The organism is Streptomyces sp. NPDC017940 (genome assembly GCF_044328435.1).
Taxonomy (GTDB): Bacteria; Actinomycetota; Actinomycetes; order Streptomycetales; family Streptomycetaceae; genus Streptomyces.
Genome location: NZ_JBIRHJ010000004.1, coordinates 260,569 through 286,042, shown reverse-complemented (window position 1 = coordinate 286,042; position 25,474 = coordinate 260,569). Strand labels below are relative to the sequence as shown.

5 protein-coding genes are annotated in these 25,474 nt (G+C 74.3%); 4 read left to right on the top strand and 1 reads right to left on the bottom strand.

The window, feature by feature from the left end; all coding sequences use genetic code 11:
* The first annotated feature begins 18 nt into the window (after positions 1-18).
* Positions 19-1,677: an ABC-F family ATP-binding cassette domain-containing protein gene (locus ACH4DX_RS15655; protein WP_398155464.1), complete on the top strand. Its 1,659-nt coding sequence runs from the start codon at positions 19-21 to the stop codon at positions 1,675-1,677.
* A gap of 330 nt (positions 1,678-2,007) precedes the next feature.
* Here ACH4DX_RS15655 and ACH4DX_RS15650 read toward each other — a convergent pair whose 3' ends face one another.
* Complete coding sequence (locus ACH4DX_RS15650) at positions 2,008-2,754, bottom strand: DNA polymerase ligase N-terminal domain-containing protein (protein ID WP_398155463.1); 747 nt, start codon at positions 2,752-2,754, stop codon at positions 2,008-2,010.
* Between the two features lie 1,302 nt (positions 2,755-4,056).
* Between ACH4DX_RS15650 and ACH4DX_RS15645 the strand changes: the two genes are divergently transcribed.
* From ACH4DX_RS15645 to ACH4DX_RS15635, 3 genes are all read left to right on the top strand, one after another.
* Positions 4,057-5,259 (top strand): cytochrome P450, encoded by a 1,203-nt coding sequence (locus tag ACH4DX_RS15645; protein WP_398118982.1) that lies wholly within the window; start codon positions 4,057-4,059, stop codon positions 5,257-5,259.
* An 89-nt stretch (positions 5,260-5,348) separates the two neighbouring features.
* Positions 5,349-6,698 carry a serine hydrolase domain-containing protein gene (locus ACH4DX_RS15640; RefSeq protein WP_398155462.1) on the top strand — a complete coding sequence of 450 codons (1,350 nt, stop codon included), beginning with the start codon at positions 5,349-5,351 and terminating at the stop codon, positions 6,696-6,698.
* 120 nt (positions 6,699-6,818) lie between these two features.
* The gene (locus ACH4DX_RS15635; protein WP_398155461.1) at positions 6,819-25,466 is read left to right on the top strand and encodes a non-ribosomal peptide synthase/polyketide synthase; all 18,648 of its coding nucleotides are present in this window, start codon (positions 6,819-6,821) and stop codon (positions 25,464-25,466) included.
* Positions 25,467-25,474 lie beyond the last annotated feature (8 nt).

Genomic DNA, 25,474 nt, shown 5'->3' with positions numbered 1-25,474 from the left:
GCGAGCTGCGGAGCACCGTTGAACACCACCCCGACCACCCCGTACGCCACATCCCTGCCCGCCGAGGCGGGCGGCAGCGCCCACGTCCGCGCCGAAGGCATCACCGTCACCCGCGGCTCCCTGCGGGTCCTGAGCGACCTCTCGGTCACCGTCTCCGCGCGGTCACGGATCGCCGTCGTCGGCGAGAACGGCAGGGGCAAGACGACACTGCTGCACGCCCTGGCCGGGCTCGTCGAACCCGACGCGGGCACCGTGCACCGGACCGGCACGATCGGTCTGGCCCGCCAGGAACTGTCCGCGCGCGACGGCGCGACCGTCGGCACGCTGACGTCCGAGGCGCTCGCCGCGTCCCTCGCGGCGCTCGCCGCACTCGACGAGGCCACCCGCGCCCTGGCCGAGGGCGCCCCCGGCGCCGACGACCGCTACGCCGCCGCGCTCGACGCCGCGACGCGGCTCGACGCGTGGGACGCCGAGCGCCGCGTCGACGTCGCCCTGGGGGCCCTCGGAGCCTGCACCGACCGCGACCGTCCGCTGTCGACCCTCTCGGTCGGCCGGCGCTACCGGGTCCGGCTCGCCTGCCTGCTCGGCGCGCACCACGACGTCCTGCTCCTGGACGAGCCGACCAACCACCTCGACGCAGACGGCCTCGACTTCCTCACCCGCAGGCTGCGCGCACACGAGGGCGGCCTCGCCCTCGTCAGCCACGACCGGGCGCTGCTGCGCGACGTCGCGGACAAGTTCCTCGACCTGGACCCGACCCGCGACGGCGCGCCGCGCCTGTACGCCGGCGGCTACGACGCCTGGCAGGACGCCCGCCGCCGCGAGCGCGAGCGCTGGGAGCAGGACCACGAGGAACAGCAGGCGGAGCACCGGCGGCTCGGGGAGGCCGCGTCCAGGGCCCGCGACCGGCTGTCCACCGGGTGGCGGCCCGACAAGGGGACCGGCAAGCACCAGCGCCAGTCCCGGGCGCCGGGCGTCGTGCAGGCCCTGAAGCGACAGCAGGACGCGCTGGAGGCGCACCGGATCGACGTGCCGCAGCCGCCGCCCGCGCTGCGGTGGCCCGACCTCGGCGTGCGGCCCGGCGCACCGCAGCTGCGGGCCCACGGCGTCGCGGTCGCCGGACGCCTCGCCGCTCCCGTCGACCTCACCCTCGACGGCGGTGACCGGCTGCTCGTCACGGGCCCGAACGGCGCGGGGAAGTCCACGCTGCTCGCGGTGCTCGCCGGTGCGCTCGAACCCACGGAGGGGTACGTCAGGAACGCTGCGGGGGCGCGGGTCGTCCGGGTCACCCAGGAGACCCCCGAGCAGGACCCCGCACTCACCGCCCGCGAGGTCCACGCCCGCCACGTGGGACGCCTGGTGGCCCACGGAGCACTCCGTGACGCCGACGCCGTACCCCTCGGCGCGCTCGGTCTCCTGGACCCCGAGGCGCTGCGCACCCCCGTCGGGCGGATGTCGCAGGGGCAGCGGCGCCGCCTCGACCTCGCGCTCGCGCTGGCCGGGCGGCCCGGTCTCGTCCTGCTCGACGAGCCGACCAACCACCTGTCGTCGACCCTGGTCGACGAGGTGACGGACGCGCTCCGCGCCACGAGCGCCGCCGTCGTGGTCGCGACGCACGACCGGCAACTGCTGCGGGACCTCGCCGACTGGCCACGCCTGGAGGTGGGCGCCGGCTGACGCCGGGGGAGGGGAGAGCCGTGGGCGGCCCCGGTCGTCCGTGTACGCGTACGGTCCCGCCGTCGACCGCGGAGCCCGCGCAGTGCTGCGCGGGCGAGCGGGTCGGCGGTCTCCGGGCAGGTGGCGTCGAGCCGTCGCCTGTCAGGGTTGGGGGGCAGTGGTCTTTGGGCATGTGGCGCCGAGCCATCGCCCGTCAGGGCCGGGGGGCAGTGGTCTTTGGGCAGGTGATGTCGGGCCGCCGCCTCTCAAGGCCGGACGGCAGCGGTCTCCGGGCAGGTGGCGCCGAGCCACCCCCCTCAAGGCCGGGCCGCAGTGCGTCGAGAAGCCCGGTCAGCTGCGCGCACCGTTCTGCTCGCTGCCCCCGCCCCCGCCCTCGGGGTCCCACGTCGGGGCGTCGGAGGCCTCAGCGACCTGGCGCAGCGTGCGGCCGCTGAGCGCGGAGCGGGCCCGCCGCGGGTCGGGTGTGCCGCCGCCCGACGGGCCGCGCCCGGACCTGTTCCGTACGAGGGGGGTGCCTGGCCCGGACTTGGTCCGCACGAGCAGCCACGTCGGCTTCCGCGCGGACCCGCCGGACCCGCCGCCCCTCTCCTCGCGGCCGTGGAAGCGGGTAAGCGCGTACTGCCTGCGGAGCTTCTCGCCGTGCAGGGCGAACGTGGCGTGGCCGTGCTCCAGGGACTCCGCGAACGGCACCGGCCGGTTCTTCCCGTCGTGACTGGTCGGCCGGTACGTGCCGCGGTCCCAGACGATGACGGTGCCCCCGCCGTACTCGCCCTCGGGGATCACGCCCTCGAAGTCCGCGTACTCCAGGGGGTGGTCCTCGGTGGGGAGCGCGAGGCGCTTGTCCTGCGGGTTGGTGGAGGGGCCCTTGGGGACCGACCAGGATCTCAGGACGCCGTCGACCTCCAGGCGGAAGTCGAAGTGCATGGTGCTCGCGTCGTGGATCTGCACCACGAACGCGGGCTCGGCGCCCACCTCGGGCGGGCTCCCGCGCTGCCCCGCCGGCCCACCGCTCGGCTCCTTCGTCCTGTCGAAGTGCCGCTTCCCCCGATAGGTCCGAAGTCCGTCCGCCTCGCCCACGACAGCTCCCTTCTCCGACAACCGCTTCCCTCCGGACTGCGGCCACCGGCCCGTCCCGGCGGGGTACCCGAGATCGTCACCTGCCACACAGCGGCGGACGAAAGCGATCAATGAGGAATTGGGGGTGCGACAGCGGCTATTCCCGGCCGTTTCGGTGTACGCGAAGGGGAACATCCGAGCGTGGGAACTTTTGAGCGAACATGGCGTAGCGCATGCGGGCGGGCGTTCGGGGCGGCTTTGGCACGGCGAACGCTACTTTGGTCAGGGGCGTGCGCCCGCGCACGCTGTGTGACTGTGCGCCCCCAATGCTCCCCCTTGCGGCAGGTCGGCGGCGCTCTTGGCCCGCTCACGCGTCCGCCGCCGCGACGGACTTGTCGGGCCGCTGTCAATGCCGCGCGCCCGAAACCGGGCAGTCAACGGCGGAAACCGGTCAACCGGTGTTCGACGGCTATTCACCAAGGGGTTCGATGGGGTCGTCGTGGCTGGTCAGAGCCGTTTCGGTCACTTGTCCGCAGCGCGGAACGCGTCGTCTTGCCAAGTCGAGCGTTTGTGGGGGAGGGGGCGGGGCACACGCGAGGGACGACGGTCCGGACGAGCTCGTCGTACGAGGTTGAAGCCTCGCGGAAGCTACTCGTCGGTTACTGCGTGCGGCAGCAGAAGCACTATCCGTTCAACTTTGGGGGGTTGCTATCCGGTGACCCACCGTGAAGACTGTGGCCGAGTTCGACCGGGACGAAGGTGGTTTCGAGTGCGCATGGGGCAGAGTGTCGGACGGCGTCCGGCCGACATGCGCACCGCCCCACCCGTCCCTGGGCGTCCGGCCCCTGCGGGTCCGCCACCTGTTCGTAAGTGCATGGGGAGTACACGCGCAACAGCTGCGTGAACGTTTCACTGGGGGATGTTGTGATGTCGGCAAGGTTCGCACCAAGGGGGCTGTCCCATGCTCGGGGACGGGCGAAGCACCGACGTACGATGCGGCGGACGTGTTGAGCCGTCCCGCACGACGCCGGTGACGTTCGGCTGAACGCCGTCGTCCCGGAGGGGACGCCACCGACGCCTTGAGCGCCGCGCCCGCCCGGGCGTGCGCGCTGTGCGGGCCGCCAGGACCGCCCGCAGGCCGGGCGCGGGCCCGCGGACGCATCGGTGGCACGCATGCCCGGCTCCCGCTGTCCCCGCCCCGGCGGGCACCTCGCCCGCACCGGGTCGCGCGGTGCCCACCACCCGGCGCGCCGCACGCGACCGTTCCACACGGAGTCCGCCCGTGGCTCCGTCCTGCCCGCGCGCCCCGTCCGAGGGAGAGAAGTGAGCAACGAACCGGCACAGTCGCCTTTACCCTTCGCCAACCTCACCGACCGCTGGCGGTCCCTGCGCGAGGCCGGTCCGGTCCGGCACGACGAAGCACAGGGCGTGTGGCAGGTCCTCGACCACCAAGGGGTCGCCGCCGTGCTCGCCGACCAGGCGACGTACTCCTCGGACATGACCCCGATCGCCCCCACCCAGGAGGACTTCGCAGCCTTCACACAGGGCAACTTCGTCGGTATGGATCCACCGGAGCACCGCAAGTTCCGCACTCTGGTGAGCCAGGCGTTCACACCCCGCGTGGTGCAAGGCCTCGAACCGCGCATCGAAGGCGTGTGCAGACGCCTGCTCGACACCGTCGCCGACCACGACAGATTCGACGTCGTCGACACCCTGGCCTACCCACTGCCGATCATCGTGATCGCCGAACTGCTCGGCATCCCGTCGGAGGACCACCCGCTGTTCCAGGAGTGGGCCGCGACCCTCTTCGGCGGCGACCAGCTCGGCGACGCGCCCGACGCCGCCGACCTGGAGCGCGCACTCGAAGCCATCGCGCCGACCGTGCGCGAGATGCACGGCTACGTCCTGGACCACATCAGGCACCGCCGCGCGCACCCCGCCGACGACCTCATCAGCAAGCTCATAGCCGCCGAGGTGGACGGAGTGCGCCTGACGGACCAGGAGATGGTCGGCTTCGTCGCCCTGCTCCTGGTCGCGGGGCACATCACCACCACCGCCCTCCTCGGCAACGCCCTGGTGGCCTTCGACCAGAACCCCGGCACGCTCACCGCCCTGCGCGCGCAGCCCGACCGGCTGCCCAACGCCATCGAAGAGGTCCTCCGCCTGCTGCCGCCCTTCCCCGAACTGGGACGCCGCGTCAACCGGCCCGTGGTGCTCGGCGGGCACGAACTGCCCGTCAACAGCCTCGTCATGGCCCATCTGGGTGCCGCCAACCGCGACCCGAGCCGCTTCACCGCACCCGACACGCTCGACATCGACCGCAGCCCCAACCACCTGACGTTCGGGCACGGCATCCACTTCTGTTTCGGCGCGCCCCTGGCCCGCCTCGAGGCACGGATCGCGCTGCGCATGCTGCTCGACGACTACCGCGACCTCGCCATCCCGTCCCATGAGGACATCACGTACCAGAACCCCGCCGTCATCGTCGGCGTGCGTCACCTGCCGGTCCAGGTCAAAAGGCCCTAACGGCAGCACATCGGCACCGCCGGCCTCCGCCCACCCGACGGTCGGCGTGTCACCTTCCAAGAGCCACAGCCAACGGGAGTGCTTTTCACATGCCTTACCCCACCGCCACACCGGTCGTCGACCGGCAAGCGCCGCTCCTACGCCAGGAGTTGCAGCACCGCCTCAACAGCCTCGCCCGCACCCACCGGGTGCCCGGGGCCCACCTCGCCGTAGACACCGGTACGGAGGTCGTCAGCGTCCACACCGGCACGGCGGACGCCGCCACCGGCAGCGCGTACACGGCCGACACGGCCGTCCCGCTGGGCTCCGTCACCAAGGTGTACACCGCCGCCGCCGTCCTCCTCCTGGCCGACGACGACGACCTCGACCTGGACGACTCCGTCGCCTCCTACCTGCCCGAGCTGCGCGAATTACCCGCGGTGACCGTCCGTCAGCTCCTGGGCCACACCGCCGGGCTGCCGACGGGCCCGGACTCCGACACCGCGGCCCGCACCACCGTCTCCCGCTATCTCTCGGGCGTGTGCACCGCACGGGACGCGCTGTTCACACCGGGCACCGGGTTCTCCTACTCCAACGCCGGTTACATAGCCGCCGGCCGGCTCGTGGCGCAGGTGACCGGCATGACCTGGCAGGAAGCCGTCCAGGCCCTGCTCCTCGACCCCCTGGGCACCGAACCCGCCTTCCTCGGCGACCCGGTCCCCGCCCGCCCGAGCGCGGCGGGACACGCCGTCAACACGGCGACGGGGCGACTGCGCCCCGCCCACCAGAACCTGGCCCCGGTGGAGGCACCGGCCGGAGCCCTGCTCGCGAGCGCCCTGGACCTGATGGACCTCGGAAGAGCCCTGGCGGGCCGGTCCGCCGCGCTCCCGCCCGACGTCGCCGCCCGGATGCGGCAGCCCGAACCCGGCGCGGTCCCCGGCGCCCTCGCGGACGCGTGGGGCCTCGGCGTCGCGCTGTTCGACCAGGACGGCCGCCGCTGGTGCGGCCACGACGGCAACGCCCAAGGCACCTCCTGCCATCTGCGGGCCGAGCCGGAGAGCGGGGTGGTCGTCGCCTTCACCGGCAACGCAGGCGGCGCCACCGCGCTGTGGCAGGACCTCGCCGACGATCTCACCCGGCTCACCGGCGTACGCGTGCCGACCGCTCCGGCACCCGCACACCGCGGCGACCCCATCGCCCTCCCCGAGTGCGCCGGCGTGTACCACAACGGCCCCACCGAGTACCGCATCACCCTCGCCGCGGACGGCGCCCCCACGCTGTCCGTCGACGGCGACCTGCCGCTGCCCCTGATCTGCTACCCCGACCTGTCGTGCGATCTCGTCGATCCGGCCACCGGCAAGCACGAGCCCGGTGGGCGCTTCCACCGCGACGCCGCCACCGGTGTCATCGACCACGTGCAGATCTCGGGCCGCGCCGCGCGGCGCACCGGCACCGTCTGAACCCACCGCTCCGCCGTCTTCCCGCGCCCACGCGGCCGCGGCGCCCCCACGGCCACGTCGTCGAGGGGCGCCCCCGCGACGGCGCGCCCAGCATCGTCCCCGCTCCGAAGGACTGCACCGATGACCGAGCCGCACGACACATCCTCTCCGGCACCGCGCCGGACGCTCGCCGAACTCTTCGCCGCGTGGGTGACGCGCACGCCGGATGCGCCCGCGCTGACCGACGGCCGACGGACGTGGTCCTACCGGGAACTGGCGGAGCGGACCGAGCGGCTCGCCGGCGAACTCCGCGGGCGCGGGGCGGGTCCCGAGCGGACCGTGGCCCTGGTCCTGCCCCGCTCCATGGAACTCGTCGCCGCCGAACTGGCCGTGGCCCGCGCGGGCGCCGCCTTCCTGCCCGTGGACCCCGACTACCCCGTCGACCGGCGCGAGCTGATGCTGGTCGACGCCGTGCCCGCGGCGGTCCTGGACGACGTGCGTCGGGTCCGGGCTGTGCTCGAGGGGCGGGAGGCCCCGTACGGCGGGGACGCGGAGCACGCCGGAAGTGGTGCGGGCGTCGAGGAAGTGTGCGGTGGGGCGGCGGTCGGTGTCGACCATGCCGCCTACGTCATCTTCACCTCCGGTTCGACCGGCAGACCCAAGGGTGTGACGGTCACGCACCGCGGCATCGCGGGGTTCGCCGCGGCGGCGGCCGAGCGGTACGCCGTGGGCCCGGGCGACCGCGTGCTCCAGTTCTCCTCACCCAGCTTCGACGCCTCCGTGCTCGAACTGTTCGTCTCCGTCCTGACGGGCGCCACCCTCGTGGTCCCGCCGGACGGGCCCTGGCTCGGCGACGAACTCGCCGCGGTCCTGGACGAGCACCGCGTCAGCCACACCCTCATCCCCCCGGCCGCCCTCGCCACCCTGCCCGCGCCGGGCCCCGGCGGCGCACCCCACCTGCGCACGCTGATCGTCGGCGCCGAGGCCTGCCCCGCGCACCTCGTCGACAGCTGGGCACCGGGCCGCCGGATGATCAACTCCTACGGCCCGACCGAGGCCACCATCGTCGCGACCTGGACCGGGCCCCTGACCGCGGGGACCGGCACCCCGACGATCGGCGGCCCCCTGCCCGGCACCCAGGCGCACGTCCTGGACGCGCAGATGCGCCCGGTGCCGCCCGGCGGCGACGGCGAACTGTACGTGGGCGGCGACGGCGTGGCCCGCGGCTACCTCGGCAGGCCGGGACTGACCGCGGGCCGCTTCGTCGCCGACCCCTTCGGCCCGCCCGGCACCCGCCTCTACCGCACCGGGGACCGGGCGCGCCGGACCGCCGACGGCGACCTCGTGTACCTCGGCCGCGTCGACCGCCAGGTGAAGATGCGCGGATTCCGCATCGAACCCGGCGAGGTCGAGGCGGCGCTCCGCACCCACACCGGCGTCCGTGAAGCCGTGGTCGTGGTGCGCGAGGACGAGCCCGGACATCGCAGACTCGTCGGCTACGTCACCCCGGACCATTCCGAACAGGCCCCGAAGCCGTCGGAGTTGCTGGCCCACGCGGCCGCTTCCCTGCCGGCGCACATGGTGCCCGCCGCCGTCGTCGTCCTGGACGCACTCCCGCTCACCCCGCAGAACAAGATCGACCAGCGCGCCCTGCCCGCGCCCACCCGCACCCCCGCCCCGGGCCGCGTCCTGCCCCGTACCCCCGAGGAGGAGGCACTCGCCGCCATCTGGGCGGACGTCCTCGGCGTCGACGTCCTCGGCGTGCGGGACGACTTCTTCGACCTGGGCGGCGACTCCATCCTCGCCGCGATGACCCTGTCACGGATCCGCGACGAACTGGGCGTCCGCCTCCTGGTACGCGACGTCTTCACTGCCCGCGACATCGCCACCCTCGCCCCGCTGCTCACCGACCCGGCCGCAGCCGTGGCCGCCGAGCCGATCCCGCCCGCCCCGCGCGACCGGCCGCTGCCCCTGTCCAGCGCCCAGCGGCGGCTGTGGTTCCTCGACGACCTCTCCGACGGCGGCAGCGAGTACAACACCGGCGTGGCGCTGCGGCTGCGCGGCGAGCCGGACGTGGCGGCACTGCGCCGCGCCCTCGACCGCCTCGCCGCACGCCACGACGCGCTGCGCACCACCTTCGCCACCGTCGACGGCCAGGGCGTACAGCGGGTGAGCGGCGACGCCGCGCTGCCGCTGCGCACCGCCGACGTACGGGAACTGCCCGCCGAGCGGCGCGCCGAGGCCGCGGAGCGGCTCCTCACCGACGAGCTGAGCCGCCCCTACGACCTGGCGAAGGGCCCGCTGACCCGGGCCCTGCTCGTCCACCGCGCCGACGACGACCATCTGCTCCTGCTCGCCCAGCACCACATCGTCACCGACGGCTGGTCGGTGGGCATCCTCACCCGGGACCTGACCGCGCTCTACCGCGCGGAGGTCACCGGCACGCCGGACGGGCTGCCCGCGCCCGGCGTGCAGTACCCGGACTTCGCCGTGTGGGAGCACGAGCGGTCCGGCGAAGGACACGCGAGCGACCTCGCGTACTGGAAGCGGCACCTGACGGGCATGCAGCAACTGGACCTGCCCACCGACAGGCAGCGGCCCGCGGTGCGCACCACCGCGGGCGCCGCGCACCGCCACCCGCTCCCCGCCGAACTGGTCACCCGGTTGCGGCAGCTGGCGGGCGGGCGCGGCACCACCGTCTTCACCCTGTTCGCCGGGGCGGCGGCCGTGCTGTTCGCCCGCTACTCCGGGCAGCGCGACGTGGCCTTCGGCACCGTCACCAACGGCCGCGGCCGCCGGGACCTGGAGGACGTCACCGGATTCTTCGCCAACACCGTGGTGCTGCGCGAAGAGGTGGACGACACCCTGACCGTCGACGCCTTCGTGGAGAGCATGCGCGCGACCGTCCTCGACGCCTTCGCCCACGACGGGGTGCCGTTCGACCGCGTCGTCGAGGAACTCGCGCCGCTCCGCGACCCGAGCCGCACCCCGCTGGTGCAGGCCCTCGTCGTCCAGCAGACCGCGGGGGACCACTCCGGGGACCACGGCGGGATCCGCGTCGACGAGCACCCGCTGCCGCGCCCGGCCGCCCGCTTCGACCTGGTCCTCGAATTCTCCCCGCGCCCGGACGGCGGCTGCGAACTGACGGTCGAGTACAACACCGACCTCTTCGCCGCGGAGACCGTCGCCCGCATGAGCGGCCATCTGCACCGCCTCCTCGAAGGCATGGCGCGGAGCCCGCACCTGACCCTGGCCAAGCTGCCGCTCCTGTCGGCGGACGAGCGGAGCACCCTGCTCGAGGCCTGGAATCCGCCCGCGTCCGCGGACCGGCACCCGGAGCACGGCGACACGCTGCCCGCGCTGTTCGAGGCACAGGTCGCCGCGACCCCCGACCGCACCGCCGTGCTCTGGGGACCCGACCGCCTCGACTACACCGAGGTGAACCGGCGTGCCAACCGCATCGCCCGACTCCTCGTGGCCCGCGGCGCCGGACCCGAGACGCTCGTCGCGCTGTGCCTGCCCCGCACCGCCGACCTCCTGCCCACCCTGTGGGGGGTCCTGAAGTCCGGCGCGGGATATCTGCCCGTGGACCCCGGCTACCCGCGCGAGCGCATCTCCTTCATGCTCGACGACGCGGAGCCCGCCCTCGTCGTGGCCACCCGGGAGACCGCGCACGCGCTGCCCGACGGCTGCGATCCGCTGCTCATCGAGGACTGCCCGGCCGACGACGCCCGGGGGCCGGCCGCGGAGAACCCGTACGACGCCGACCCGACCGACGCCGACCGCCTGCGGCCGCTGCTCCCCGACCATCCCGCGTACGTCATCTACACCTCGGGCTCGACCGGCCGCCCCAAGGGCGTCGTGGTCACCCACCGCACCGTCGCCGCGCTCGCCGCCTGGGCGGCGGAGCGGTTCGGGCCCCGAGGTCTCGCCCACGTCGTGGCCTCCACCTCCCTCAACTTCGACGTGTCCGTCTTCGAGCTGTTCTGCCCGCTCCTCGCGGGCGGCAGCGTCGAGGTGGTCGCCGACCTGGCGGCGCTCGCCGACGCGGAAGGACCGCAGCGAGCCGGGCTGCTCAGCGGCGTGCCCTCCGTGGTCTCCCGGCTGCTCGGCGCGGGCGGCACGGACCTGGAGGCCGACACCGTCGTCCTCGCGGGCGAGGCGCTGCCCGCGCAGACGGTACGGGACCTGCGCACGGCCATGCCGTCCTGCGAGGTGGCCAACATCTACGGCCCCACCGAGGCCACCGTCTACGCCACCGCCTGGTTCGCGGGCGCCGACGTCTCCGGCCAGGCCCCGCCCATCGGCAGGCCCGTGGCCCGTACCCGCGCCTACGTCCTCGACCGGCTCCTGCGCCCCCAGCCCCCCGGCGTGACGGGCGAGCTGTACCTGGGCGGCGGCGGCCTCGCACGCGGCTACCTGCGCCGCCCCGGCCTGACCGCCACCCGCTTCGTCGCCGACCCGTTCGGCCTGCCGGGGGACCGCATGTACCGCACCGGGGACCTGGTGCGCTGGTCCGCGAGCGGTGAACTGGAGTACCTCGGCCGGACCGACCAGCAGGTCAAGGTGCGTGGCTTCCGCATAGAGCTCGGCGAGGTCGAGGAGGCGCTGCGCGGCTGCGCGGGCGTGGCGCAGAGCGCCGCCACCGTCGTGGAGAGCGAGGGCCACCGGCGCCTGGTCGGCTATGTCGTCCCGGCCGCGGGAGCGCGCCCCGAACCGGAGGCGGTGCGCAGGACGCTGGGTCGCGCCCTGCCCGACTACCTGGTCCCCGCCGTCGTCGTGGTGCTGCCCGCGCTGCCGCTGAACCCCAACGGCAAGCTGGACCGGGGCCGCCTCCCGGCACCGGCGCCCACCGGGCCCACCACACGCCACGTCGAGCCCCGCACTCCCACCGAGCGAACCCTTGCCGCCATCTGGGCGCAGGTCCTGCACGTGGAGCGGGTCGGCGCCGACGACAACTTCTTCGCCCTCGGCGGGGACTCCATCCTCAGCATCCAAGTGGTGGCCCAGTCCCGGCAGGCGGGGCTCACGGTGACCTCCCGCGACGTGTACCGGCACCAGACGGTCGCCGCACTCGCCCGCTGCGCCGACGCCTCCGGACGCCGCGACACCACGGCACCCGCCGTCGTGCCCGCCACCGGCACGGCACCGCTGACGCCCATCCAGCGCTGGCTGTTCGACAGCGCGGGCGAACGGGCGGGCCACTTCGCGCAGACCCTGTCCACGGAGCTGGCGGGCACCGTCGACGCGACGGCCCTGGAGCACGCGCTCAACGACGTCGTCGCCCACCACGACGCCCTGCGCTCCCGCTTCCCCCGCGGCGACGGGCAGCCCGAAGGCGCCGGATGGCGCATCGAGGAACGCCAGCCGCGGCTGCGCCTCGCCCGCCACACAGGGCCCGGCACCGACATGCCCCACCTGGGCCCCTTCGACCTGGACCACGGCCTGCTGCTCCGCGCCGTCCTGCACGACCGCGGCGACGACCTGCCCGCCGTCCTGCACCTGGCCGTCCACCACCTCGTGGTCGACGGCGTCTCCTGGCGCGTCCTCCTGGAGGACCTGGAACGGGCCTACCGGGCCCGCCGCGACGGCCGCGAGGGCACGGAGGCGCTGCCCGCCAAGTCCTCGCCGCTGCGGCACTGGGCCCGGCGCCTGACCGACCTGGCCGCCGGGGGCGGCTTCGACGGCGAGGCGGCGTACTGGACCGGGGCCACCGCGGGCGCCGCCGGCGACCTGCCGCGGGACCGCACGGGCGCCAACACCTACGCCTCGGCGCGCTCGGTGACCGTACGCCTGAACGCCGACGACACCTCAGCCCTGCTGCGCACGCTCCCGGACACCTACCGCACCCGGGCCAACGACGTGCTCCTGAGCGCTCTCGGCAGGGTGCTATGCGCGTGGACCGGCCACGAGCGCGTGCTCGTGGACGTCGAGGGGCACGGCCGCGAGGAACTGTTCGCGGACGTCGACACCAGCCGTACCGTCGGCTGGTTCACCACCCGCCACCCCGTCGCCCTCGCCGTCCCGCCGGACGCCGCGTGGGACGCCGTGCTCAAGCAGGTCAAGGAACAGCTCCGCGCGGTGCCCCGGCACGGCCTCGGCCACGACGTCCTGCGGTACCTGACCGGGAACGGCGCGCCGACGACGGCGCCCCGCGCGCAGGTCAGCTTCAACTACCTGGGCCGGTTCAGCGCCGGTGGCACGTCCGACGGCCTGTACGGCGACACGTTCCGCCCCCTCGAGCTGGACGCCGATCCGCTCTCCACCCGCCCCCACGCCCTCGAAGTGGTGGGCCAACTGGTGGGCGAGGAGCTGGAGTTCACCTGGTTCTACTCCGCCGAACTGCACCAGGAGTCCACCGTCACCGGCCTCGCGGGGCGGTTCGCCGACGCCCTGACCGGCATCGCCCGGCACGCCGCCACCCCCGGCGCGGGCGGCCGGACACCGTCGGACTTCCCGCTGGCCGCGCTCGACCAGGCTGCCGTGGACCGCATCACCGGCGACGACCCGGGGGCGGTGGAGGATGTCCACCCGCTCACGCCCACCCAGGCGGGGATGCTCTTCCACGGCCTGTCGCAGAACGACCGGCGCGTGTACTTCCAGCAGCTGTCGTTCGTCCTGGACGGCGTGACCGACCCCGATGTGTTCGCGGCGGCCTGGCAGCAGGTCACGGACCGCATTCCGGTGCTCCGCGGCCACGTCGTGTGGCAGGACGTACCCGAGCCGCTCTTCGTCGTGCGGCGGCACGCCGCCGTCCCCGTCACCCACCTCGACTGGCGGGACCTCGGCGACGACGAGCGCGACGCGGTGCTGCGGGACCTCCTCGACCGGGACCGCGGGCGCGGCGTCGACCTGACACCGGCCCCGCTCCAGCGCCTGGCCCTCGCCCGGCTCTCCGACACCTCCGTGCGCGTGGTGTGGTCCTTCCACCACCTGATCCTCGACGGCTGGAGCCTGTTCCAGGTCCTGTCCGACGTCTTCGCCTCCCACGCCCGCCTCACCGCGGCGCCGGACGCCGACGCCACCCCGGGCGAACTGCCCGACCGGCGCCCGTACCGCGACTACGTGGCCTGGCTGCGCGAACGCGACCGGGCCGAGGCCGAACACCACTGGCGGGAACGCCTCGCCCCGCTGAGCGAGACCACCGCGCTGCCCTACGACCGCGAGCCGCGCGAGAGCCACCACGCCGAGTCCACGGACGCCGTCCGCGTCACCGTGCCCGAGGCCACGAGCCGAGCGCTCGAAAGCCTGGCGAGAACGGCGGGCCTGACCCTCAACACCCTCGTCCAAGGCGCCTGGGCGCTGCTCCTGAGCCGGCAGGCGGGCCGGGCGGACGTCGTCTTCGGCACCACCGTGTCGGGGCGTCCGCCCGAGCTGCCCGGCGCCGAGGACATGACCGGGCTGTTCATCGCGACCCTGCCCACCCGGGTGACCGTGGCGCGCGAGGGCACCCTCATCGACTGGCTGCGCGACCTCCAGCGCGACCAGAGCGAGGACCGCCGCTTCGACCACGTGGCGCTCACGCGGCTGAAGGCCCTCACCGGACTCCCGGAGCGCGCGGCCCTGTTCGACAGCATCGTCGTCTTCGAGAACTACCCGGTCGACGACGACCTGGCCGCCGCCCACGGGCTGCGCCTGAGCGGACTCGAGGGCATCGAGACCACCAACTACCCGCTCAGCCTGGTGGCCTACCCGGGTCGGGAACTGACCCTGAGAGTCGGGTACGACCCCGAGCTGTTCGACGCCGCCACCGTCGCGCGGATGGCCGAGTACCTGACGGTCCTCCTGGAGGGCATGACGACCGGGCGGGACCGCGCGCCCGCGCGGCTGCCCCTGCTCACGCCCACCCGCCGCCACCAGGTGCTCGACACCTGGAACGCGACCGCCGCGCACACCCCGGACGTCACCGCGGCGGACCTGTTCGCCGCCCAGGCGCGGCGCACACCCGACGCCCCCGCCCTCGACGCCGGGGACGAACGGCTCACCTACGGCGACCTCGACGACCGGTCCACGGCCCTCGCCAGCCGGCTCACCGCGCTCGGAGTCACCGCGGAGGTCCCGGTCGGCGTCCTGATGGACCGCTCCGTCGCCCTCGTCGTCGTCCAGCTCGCCCTCGCCCGCACCGGCGGTGTCTACGTACCGCTGGACGGCAGGGCACCGAAGGAGCGGCTGCGGCACCTGCTCGCCGACGTGGGCGCGGAACTGCTGCTCACCGACGCCCACCGGCAGGAGCGCGCGCGGGACGTGCTGCCCGACGGGACCGTGTTGCGCGTCGACGCCGACGTGGACGTGGACGACGGTTCCGGCGGTGCGGCGGACGGGGTTCCCGAGGGAGGGGCGTCCGCGGTGCCCGACATCCCCTTCGTGCACCCCGACAACGTCCAGTACCTGATGTTCACCTCGGGCTCCACCGGCGTCCCCAAGGGCGTCGCCGTGCGCCACCGGGACGTCGCCGCGCTCGCCCTCGACCGGGCGTTCGCCGGGCACGAGCGGGTCCTCGTGCACTCCCCGCACGCCTTCGACGCCTCGACGTACGAGCTGTGGGTGCCGCTGCTGCACGGCGGTACGGCCGTGCTCGCGCCGCCGGAGGACCTCGACGCCGCCGGTGTGCGCCACGCGATCACCGAGCGGGGCGTGCGGTGCCTGTGGCTGACGGCCGGGCTCTTCCGGCTCCTCGCCCAGGAGGACCCGACCTGCCTGCGCGGCGCCACCGAGGTGTGGACCGGCGGCGAGGCCGTGCCGGGCGCGGTGGTCGCGCGGGTCCTCGACGCCTGCCCCGGCCTGACCGTCGTCGACGGCTACGGCCCCACCGAGACCACCACGTTCGCCACCCGCCGCCCCTTCCGCGCCGGTGACCCGCTGCCCGCGGTGCTCCCCATCGGGCGGCCCCTCGACAACACCCGCGTATACGTCCTCGACGAGGCCCTGGAACCCCAACCACCGGGTATTCCCGGCGAGTTGTACGTCGCGGGCGCCGGTCTCGCCCGCGGTTACGCGGGGCTGCCCGGCGCCACCGCGGGGCGCTATCTCGCCGACCCGTTCGGCCCGCCCGGCACCCGCATGTACCGCACCGGCGACATCGTGCGCTGGAGCGGCGACGGCGAACTGCACTTCGTGGGACGCGCGGACGACCAGATCAAGATCCGTGGCTTCCGTGTCGAGCCCGCCGAGATCGAGGCCCGGCTCACGGCACACCCCGACGTCGCCGAAGCGGTCGTGTCCCTGTACGAGCAGGACGGCCGCAAACGCCTCGCCGCCCACCTCGTACCGGCCCCGGGCACGGCGGCCCCGGCCGCCGCCGAGCTGCGCGCCCTGCTCGCGGCGGACCTGCCCGACTACATGCTGCCCGCCGCCTTCGTCACCGTGCCGGAGCTGCCCCTGACGGCCAACGGCAAGGTGGACCGGCGCAGGCTGCCCGAGCCCGACTGGGCGGCGCCGGGTGAGACCGCCTACCGGGCCCCGCGCGCCGGGGCCGAACAGATCCTCAGCGAGATCTGGGCGGAGCTGCTCGGTGTGGCACGCGTCGGCGCCGACGACCACTTCTTCATGCTGGGCGGCGACTCGATCCTCAGCATCCAGGTCGTCTCGCGCGCCCGCGCCGCGGGCCTCGCCCTCACCCCGCGCGACCTGTTCCGGCACCCCACCGTCGCCGCCCTCGCGGCCGCCTCGGGCACCGCCGCACCCGTCGCCGGTACGGACCCGGTGGCCGGGGACGTCGCGCTCACCCCCATCCAGCACTGGTTCCTCGACGCGGCGCCGCGCCGCCCCGAGTTCTTCAACCAGTCCGTCGTCGTGGAGACGGCCGACGACGTCGACCCCGATGCCCTGCGCGGCGCGCTCGCCGCGCTGTGGGCCCATCACGACGCCCTGCGCTCCCGCTTCCACCGGCAGGACGACGGCGCGTGGCGGCAGACGTGCGCCGACGCCGGGGCGCCAGCACCCGAACTGCTCGCGGTCCACGACCTGTCCGGCCTGACCCCGGCGGACGCCGAAACCGCCGAGTCCCGCCTCACGGCCGAGGCGCACGCCGCCTTCCGCCTCGACACCGGGCCGCTCCTCGCCGCCCGCCTGTTCACCGGACCCCGTACACGGCTGCTCCTCACGGTGCACCACCTGGTGGTCGACGGCGTCTCCTGGCGCGTGCTCCTGGAGGACCTGGACACCGCCTACCGGCAGGCGCGCGCCGGTGAACAGGTGCGTCTCGCCGAGCGCACCACCTCCGTCCAGGAGTGGGCGCGCCGGCTGCGTGCGCACACCGGCGCCGGTGGCTTCGCCGGGCAGCGCGCGTACTGGCAGGACGTCTCACGGCACTGCGCCGCACCGCTGCCCGTGGAGCCCGTCCACGGCGAGGGCGACGACGGCAACACCATGGCCGACGTCCGCGAGGTCACCGTACGACTCGACCGGCGACGCACCGACGCGCTGCTGCGCGAGGTACCCGGCACCTACCGCACCCGGATCGACGACGTGCTGCTCACCGCCCTCGGCCGGGTACTCGCCGGGTGGGCGGGGCGGCGGACCGTCGCTGTCGACCTGGAGGGGCACGGCCGTGAGGACCAGCTGTTCGACGACATCGACCTGTCGCGCACAGTCGGCTGGTTCACCTCTCTGTACCCGGTCGCGCTCGACGTGCCCGACGGCGACTGGGGCACCGCCCTGAAGGCCGTGAAGGAGCAGCTGCGCTCGGTCCCCGACCGGGGCATCGGCTACGGCGCGCTGCGGCACCTCGCCGACGACTCCCCGCTCGACAGCCCGCCATCGGCCGCCGTCAGCTTCAACTACCTGGGCCGGTTCGGCTGGTCCGGCGGCAGCGGCGACGAGGGCGCGCTCGTGCGCTCCGTGCCCGGTGGGCTCGACGGCGCCGAGGCCCCCGAGGGGGTGCGCCCGCACCTCTTCGACGTGGTGGCCCGCGTCGAGGACGGCCAGCTGGAGATCACCTGGTACTACAGCCACCGACTGCACCGCGAGGAGACCGTCGCGGGCCTCGCGTCCGGCATGATCGAGGCACTGGAAGGCGTCGTCGCCCACTGCGCCCGCCCGGACGCGGGCGGCAGGACCCCCTCGGACTTCCCGCTGGCCCGCTTGGACCAGTCGGCCGTCGACCGGGTCGTGGGGGACGGCCGCACCGTCGCCGACCTCTACCCGCTGACGCCGATGCAGGCGGGCATGCTGTTCCACAGCCTCCTCGACCCGGACGGCCGCACCTACGTCAACCAGGTGCAACTGGTGCTGCGCGGTGTCACGGACCCGTACGCCCTGGCCGAGGCGTGGCAGCACACCGCGGACGCCAACCCGGTCCTGCGCACCCGCCTGGAGTGGCAGGAGACCGCCGAACCCCTCCAGGTCGTGCAGCGGCGGGCCACCGTGCCCGTCACCCACCACGACTGGACCACCTGGTCCGCCGAGCGCAGCGAGCAGGAGATGGACCGCCTGCTCGCCGCCGACCGCGCCGCGGGCCTCGACCTCGGCACGGCACCGCTGATGCGGCTCACCCTCATCCGGCTCGCACCGGACCGTGTGCGCATGGTGTGGACGTTCCACCACGTCCTGCTCGACGGGTGGAGCGCCGCCCAGGTCTTCGACGAGGTGTGCGAGCGCTACGCGGCCCTGACCGCGGGACGCGGGCCCGAGGTTCCCCGACGTGCGGCCTTCGCCGACTATCTGGGCTGGCTGGCAGGCCAGGACACCGAGCGTGCCGAGCAGTACTGGCGCTCCGCGCTCGCCGGGTTCTCCACTCCCACGGCGCTGCCCCGGGACCGGTGGCCGGCCGAGGCGCACCGGGCGTCCTCGTCCGGCGCGGTCCGGGTGCTGCTCGACGGCGGTGTGTCGGCGCGGCTGCGGGAGACCGCGCAGCAGGCGGGCCTGACCGTCAACACCATGCTTCAGGGCGCCTGGGCGCTGCTCCTCTCCCGCTACGGCGGCGGTGACGACGTGGTGTTCGGCACGACCGTCTCCGGCCGGCCGGCCGACCTGCCCGGGGTGACCTCCATGGTCGGCCTGTTCATCAACACGCTGCCGACCCGGGCGCGCGTCGACGGGCAGCGGCGCCTCCTGGAGTGGCTCGGCGACCTCCAGGCCGCCCAGTCGGAGTCCCGGCGCCACGACTTCGTCTCCCTCGCCCAGTTGCAGACCTGGAGCGACATCCCCGGCGGCACCACCCTGTTCGACAGCATCGTGGTGTTCGAGAACTACCCGTTCGACGCGGACGCCCTGGCCCGGCACGGCCTCGCCATCGAGCAGGAACGCGATCTGGAGCCGACCAACTACCCGCTCACCGTGATGATCTCCCCCGGCGAGCAACTCACCGTCGAACTCGGCTTCGACCCGCACTACTTCGAGGAGTCCACGGCCCGTTCTCTCGCGGACCAGCTCCTGCACACCCTGCACGCGCTGGCGGAGGCGACGGACGCCACGCGTATCGACGCCGTCGACGTCCTGCCGCCCGCGGAGCGGAGCCGTCTGCTGGCAAGCCCGCCCCGTCCGGGGGGCGAGGCCGTCGCGCCGGTCGCTCTGCCGGTGCTGGTCGAGGCGGCGGTGGACCGTACGCCGGACGCCGTGGCTCTTGACGCGCCCGGCTTGTCCCTGACGTTCGCGGAGTTGGAGGCGCGGGCGAACGTCCTCGCGCACCGGCTCATCGCGCGGGGCGTGGGCCCTGGTGACCTGGTCGCCCTGACCCTGCCGCGCTCGGCGGAGATGTTCCTCGCCCAGGTGGCGGTCACCAAGGCGGGCGCGGCGTTCCTGCCGGTCGACCCCGGATATCCGCAGGAGCGGATCGCGCTGATGCTGCGGGACGCGGCGCCCGCAGTGACGTGGGGCGCCGAGGAGGTGGGCGGAGTACTCGTCGGCGTACCTGCCGACGAGCCGGGGCATCGGCCCACGGACGCCGACCGTGTGCGTCCACTGCGGCTCGATGATCCCGCGTACGTGATCTACACCTCGGGTTCGACGGGCACGCCGAAGGGCGTCGTGGTCACCCACCGGGGGATCGCCGGTTTCGCCGCCGCCGAGGCCGCCCACTACCAAGTGGGCCCCGGCGACCGCGTCCTGGCGTTCGCCACGCCCAGCTTCGACGCCTCCGTGCTCGAACTGTGCATGTCGCTGCCGCAGGGCGCGAGCCTGGTCGTGCCTCCGCCCGGCCCGCTGCTCGGCGCCGAGCTGGCGGAGGTGCTGCGTGCTGGGCGCGTCACCCACACGCTCCTGCCGCCCGCCGCACTGGCCACGCTGCCATCGGACACGCCCGGCACCCTGCCCGACCTGAAGACCCTGACAGTCGGAGCGGACGCGTGCGGTGCGGAGTTGGTCGCCCGCTGGGCGCCGCATCACCGTCTGGTCAACTCCTACGGGCCCACCGAAGCCACCGTCGTCGCCACCTGGTCGGACCCACTGGAACCGGACGATGCCGCGCCGCCCATCGGCAGGAGGCTGCCGCACACCGGCACCTATGTGCTCGACGCACAGCTGCGGCCGGTCCCCGACGGCGTACCCGGCGAACTGTGGCTCAGCGGCCCGTCCCTGGCCCGCGGCTACCTCGACCGGCCAGCCCTGACCGCGTCCCGCTTCACCGCCGACCCCTTCGGGCCGCCCGGCACCCGCATGTACCGCACGGGAGACCTCGTACGCCGTGACGCACACGGTGAACTGCACTACCTGGGCCGCACCGACCACCAGGTGAAACTGCGGGGCTTCCGCATCGAGCTGGGCGAGGTGGAATCCGCCGTCGCCCGGCACCCGCAGGTGTCCGCGGCCGCCGCCCGGGTGGTCGAACACGAGGGCCACCACCGCCTCGTGGCCTACGCGGTCCCCGAAGGCGCCGACGTGCCGGACTCCGCCGAGCTGCGCGCCTTCCTCGCACGGACGCTGCCCGAGCACCTGGTGCCGTCCGTGGTGATGCCCCTCGCGCGGCTGCCGCTCGGCGCCACCGGCAAGCTGGACCGCGGCGCGCTGCCTGAACCGGAGTGGCCCACCGGCGGCACCGGCGACGGGGAGGACGCGCCACGCACCGGAGCCGAGAAGACGCTCGCCACCATCTGGTCCGAGGTGCTCCGCGTGCCCGACGTGGGCGTACGCGACAACTACTTCACCCTCGGCGGCGACTCCATCCTCGGCATCCAGATCGTCTCCGCCGCCCGCAGGGCCGGCCTGAACCTCACCCCGCGGCACCTGTTCAAGCACCAGACGGTCGCGGAGCTGGCCGCGGCGGCCGAGGACCTGCCCGCCACGGCGGTCCGCGCCGAACAGGGCCCGGTCGTCGGCGAGACACCGCTGACACCAGTACAGCACTACCTGTTCGACACCCTCAGCGGCGACCCCGCGCACCTCACCCAGACGATCTCCCACCAGCTGGCCTCCGACACCGACGAGACGCTGCTGCGCGACGCGCTGACGGCCGTCCTCGAACACCACGACGCCCTGCGCCTGCGCTTCGAGAAGGACACCGAGGGGCGCTGGCACCAGCACGTCACCGCCCCCGAAGGACCGGCACGCCTGGAGGTGCTCGACCTGCCGCCGTCCGGCCCGGCGGGCACCGACGCGGCACTGCGCGAGCTCGCCGAGCGCCTCGGCGGCGGGTTCGACCTGTCCGCGGCCCCGCTGTTCAGGGCCGCGCTGTGCCGCCCCGGCGGCGACGGCAGGCCCGTACTGGTCCTGGCCGCCCACCACCTGGCCGTCGACGCCGTGTCGTGGCACGTGCTCCTGGAGGACCTCGACACCGCCTACCGCGCGCTGCGCGACGGTCACCGCGTGGACCTCGGGGCCAAGACCACGTCCTTCCGGGCGTGGGCGCACCGCCTCACCGACCACACCGCGGGCGGCGGCTTCGACGACGAACTCGCCCACTGGCAGTCCGCCGCCCAGGGCGGCGCGCTGCCCACCGACCTGCCGGGAGCCAACACCGCTGCCCACGAGGAGACGGTCACGGTCCGCCTCGACCGGGAGGACACCCGCAGGCTGCTCCAGGACGTGCCCGACGCCTACCGCACCCGCGTCAACGACGTCCTGCTCTGCGCCCTCGGCCGGGTCGTGGCGCGCTGGACAGGACGGGACCGGGTGGCGGTCACCCTGGAGGGCCACGGCCGTGAGGAACTGTTCGACGGCGTCGACCTGTCCCGTACGGTCGGCTGGTTCACCAGCGTGTACCCCGTCGTCCTCGACGTGCCCCGGCAGGCGGACACCGGCTCCGCCCTGAAGTCCGCCAAGGAGAGCCTGCGCGCCGTGCCGGGCGGTGGTCTCGGGTACGGCGCCCTGCGCCATCTGCACGCCACGGCGGGGGACCGGCTGCCCGGGCTGCCGCAGCTCGGCTTCAACTACCTCGGGCAGCAGGACGGCAACGCCCCCACGGGCGGCCTGCTGCACGCACCCCACGGCGGGCTCGTCGGCGGCATGGACCTGGCCGCGGAGCGCCCGCACCTCATCGACGTACTCGGCCGTGTCACCGACAAGCGCCTGGAGTTCACCTGGGCGTACTCGCGCGAGGTGTACCGGCGTGACACCGTCGACCGCCTCGCCGCCGAGCTGACCGAGGAGCTGCGGGCGATCGTGCGGCACTGCGCCGAACCCGGCGCCGGGGGCCGCACCCCCTCGGACTTCCCGCTGGCCCCCCTCGACCAGGAGGCCGTCGACCGCCTCGTGGGCAGCGGGCGCGACATCGTGGACCTCTACCCGCTCACCCCCACCCAGTCCGGCATGGTCGTCCACGGCATGGACGAGCCCGCGGGCGGCGTGTACACCGAGCAGGTCACGTTCGTGATGGACGGGGTGCGCGACACCGGCGTCCTGGCCGCCGCCTGGCAGCACGTCGTCGACCGCACCCCCGTGCTGCGCACCGCCGTGGTCCTGAGCGGCGTACCCCTACCGCTCCAGGCCGTGCACCGCACCGCGGCCCTGCCGGTCACCGAGCACGACTGGAGCGCCCTGACGACCGAGCGGCGCACCGCGGAACTGGAGCGGCTGCTCGCCGAGGACAAGGCCAGGGGCATCGCCCTCGACGGGGTTCCCCTGCTGCGCGTCACCCTGATCAGGACCGCCCCCGACGAGGTGCGGGTGGTGTGGACCTTCCACCACGTCCTGCTCGACGGCTGGAGCGTCTTCCACGTCCTGTCGGACGTCGTGGCCTGCCACGCCGCGCTCGCCGCGGGGGCGGAGCCGCGCCTTCCGGACCGCCGCCCGTTCGCGGACTACGCGGCCTGGTTCGCCGGCCGTGACACCGTCCGCGCCGAGGAGCACTGGCGCGCCGCACTCGCCGGACTCACCGCTCCCACGGCCCTGCCCTACGACCGCAGGCCCGCCCTCGGTGCCCCGGCCTCCTCGGGCACCTGGCTGTCGCAGCGGCTCGGCGAGGACTCCACCCGGCGGCTCCAGGAGTTCGCCCGCAGGCACCGGCTGACCCTCAACACCGTGGTGGAGGGTGCCTGGGGGCTGCTCCTGTCCCGGTGGAGCGGCGAGAGCGAGGTGTGCTACGGCACCACCGTCTCCGGCCGCCCCTCGGACCTGCCCGGCGCCGACACCATCACCGGCCTCTTCATCACCACGCTGCCCGCGAGGGCCACCGTGGACGGCGGCGAGACGTGCGACGCCTGGCTGCGCCGGACGCAGGCCGCGCGGGCCGACGACCGCCGCTTCGGCCACGTACCGCTGACCCGGCTGCACACCTTCAGCGACCTGCCCGCCGGGACACCCCTGTTCGACAGCCTGCTCGTCTTCGAGAACTACCCGGTGGACGACAGCACCGCGGGCGCCCACGGCGTACAGATGCGCGACCTGGAGGCCCGCGAAGCCACCAACTACCCGATCACGGTGGTGATCTCCCCCGGCGAGCGCCTCTCCGTCGAACTCGGCTACGACCCCCGCTACTTCGAGGCGTCCACGGCCCGCTCCCTGACCGACCAGCTCCTGCACACGCTGCACGCGCTGGCGGGGGCGACGGAGTCCACGCGTCTCGACGCCGTGGACACCCTGCCGCCCGCGGAGCGGAGCCGTCTGCTCGCGGGCCCGCCCCGCCCGGGAGTCGAGGCCGTCGCGCCGGTGGCTCTGCCGGTGCTGGTCGAGGCGGCGGTGGACCGTACGCCGGACGCCGTGGCCCTCGTCGCGCCCGGCTTGTCGCTGACGTTCGCGGAGTTGGAGGCGCGGGCGAACGTCCTCGCACACCGGCTCATCGCGCGGGGCGTGGGACCCGGAGATCTCGTGGCCCTGACCCTGCCGCGCTCGGCGGAGACGATCCTCGAGCAGCTCGCGGTCACCAAGGCGGGTGCCGCGTTCCTGCCGGTCGACCCCGGGTACCCGGCGGACAGGATCGCCTTGATGCTGCGGGACGCCGCACCCGCCGTGACGTTGGACGCGGCGGCTGTCCGTGATCTGCTCACCGAGGTACCTGCCGACGAGCCGGGGCATCGGCCCACGGACGCCGACCGTGTGCGTCCGCTGCGCCTGGATGATCCCGCGTACGTGATCTATACCTCGGGTTCGACGGGCACGCCGAAGGGCGTGGTGGTCACCCACCGGGGGATCGCGGGCTTCGCCGCAGCCGAGGCCGCCCACTACCAGGTGAGTGCGGGTGACCGTGTCCTGGTCTTCGCCACGCCCAGCTTCGACGCCTCGGTCCTCGAACTGTGCATGTCGCTGCCGCAGGGCGCGAGCCTGGTCGTGCCCCCGTCCGGCCCGCTGCTCGGCGCGGAACTGGCGGAGGTGCTGCGCGCGGAGCGCATCACGCACACCCTGCTGCCGCCCGCGGCGCTCGCCACCCTGCCGCCGGAGACCCCCGGCACCCTGCCCGACCTGAAGACGCTGACGGTCGGAGCGGACGCGTGCGGTGCGGAGTTGGTCGCCCGCTGGGCGCCGCACCACCGTCTGGTCAACTCCTACGGGCCCACCGAAGCCACCGTCGTCGCCACCTGGTCGGACCCACTGGAACCGGACGGCACGGCCCCACCCATCGGCAGGAGGCTGCCGTACACCGGTACCTATGTGCTCGACGCACGGCTGCGTCCCGTGCCCGACGGTGTGGCCGGTGAACTGTGGCTCAGCGGCCCGTCCCTGGCCCGCGGCTACCTCGACCGGCCAGCCCTGACCGCGTCCCGCTTCACGGCCGACCCCTTCGGCTCTCCCGGCACCCGCATGTACCGCACGGGAGACCTCGTACGCCGTGACGCACACGGTGAACTGCACTACCTGGGCCGCACCGACCACCAGCTCAAGCTGCGCGGACACCGCATCGAGGCGGGCGAGGTCGAGACGGTCCTCACCCGTCACCCCGCCGTCCTGGACGCCGTGGTGACCGTACGCGAGGACGAGCAGGACCTGCCGCGCCTGGTCGCCCACCTCCTCGCCGCACCGGGCGCCGAGCCGCCCGCGGCAGCGGAACTGCGGGCCCTGGCCGCGAGCTCGCTGCCCGGTCCGATGGTGCCGTCCGCGTTCGTCGTCATGGAGCGCTTCCCGCTCACCGACAACGGCAAGACCGACCGGGCCGCCCTGCCCGCGCCCCCCGCGGACCTGGAGGAGACGCCCGGCCGCGTCGCGCCCCGCACCCCCACCGAGGAGGTCCTCGCCGACATCTGGGAGGAAGTCCTGCACACGGCGGTGGGAGCCGAGGACGACTACCTCCGGCTCGGTGGTGACTCCCTGCGGGCCCTGCACATCGTGTCGCGGGCCAACGACGCCTTCGGCGTGAGCCTCACCCCCCGCGACGTCCTGGTCCACCGCACGGTCGCCGCCCTGGCCGACCTGGTGGAGGAGCAGGTGCTCAGCGAACTCGAAGACGCCGCGCGCGGCGACAGCGACGACCACGACGAACGGTAAGGACCCTC

Coding starts and splice junctions, on each gene's coding strand:
- ACH4DX_RS15640 (WP_398155462.1), top strand. CDS start 5,349: ATGCCTTACCCCACCGCCACACCGGTCGTCGACCGGCAAGCGCCGCTC.
- ACH4DX_RS15635 (WP_398155461.1), top strand. CDS start 6,819: ATGACCGAGCCGCACGACACATCCTCTCCGGCACCGCGCCGGACGCTC.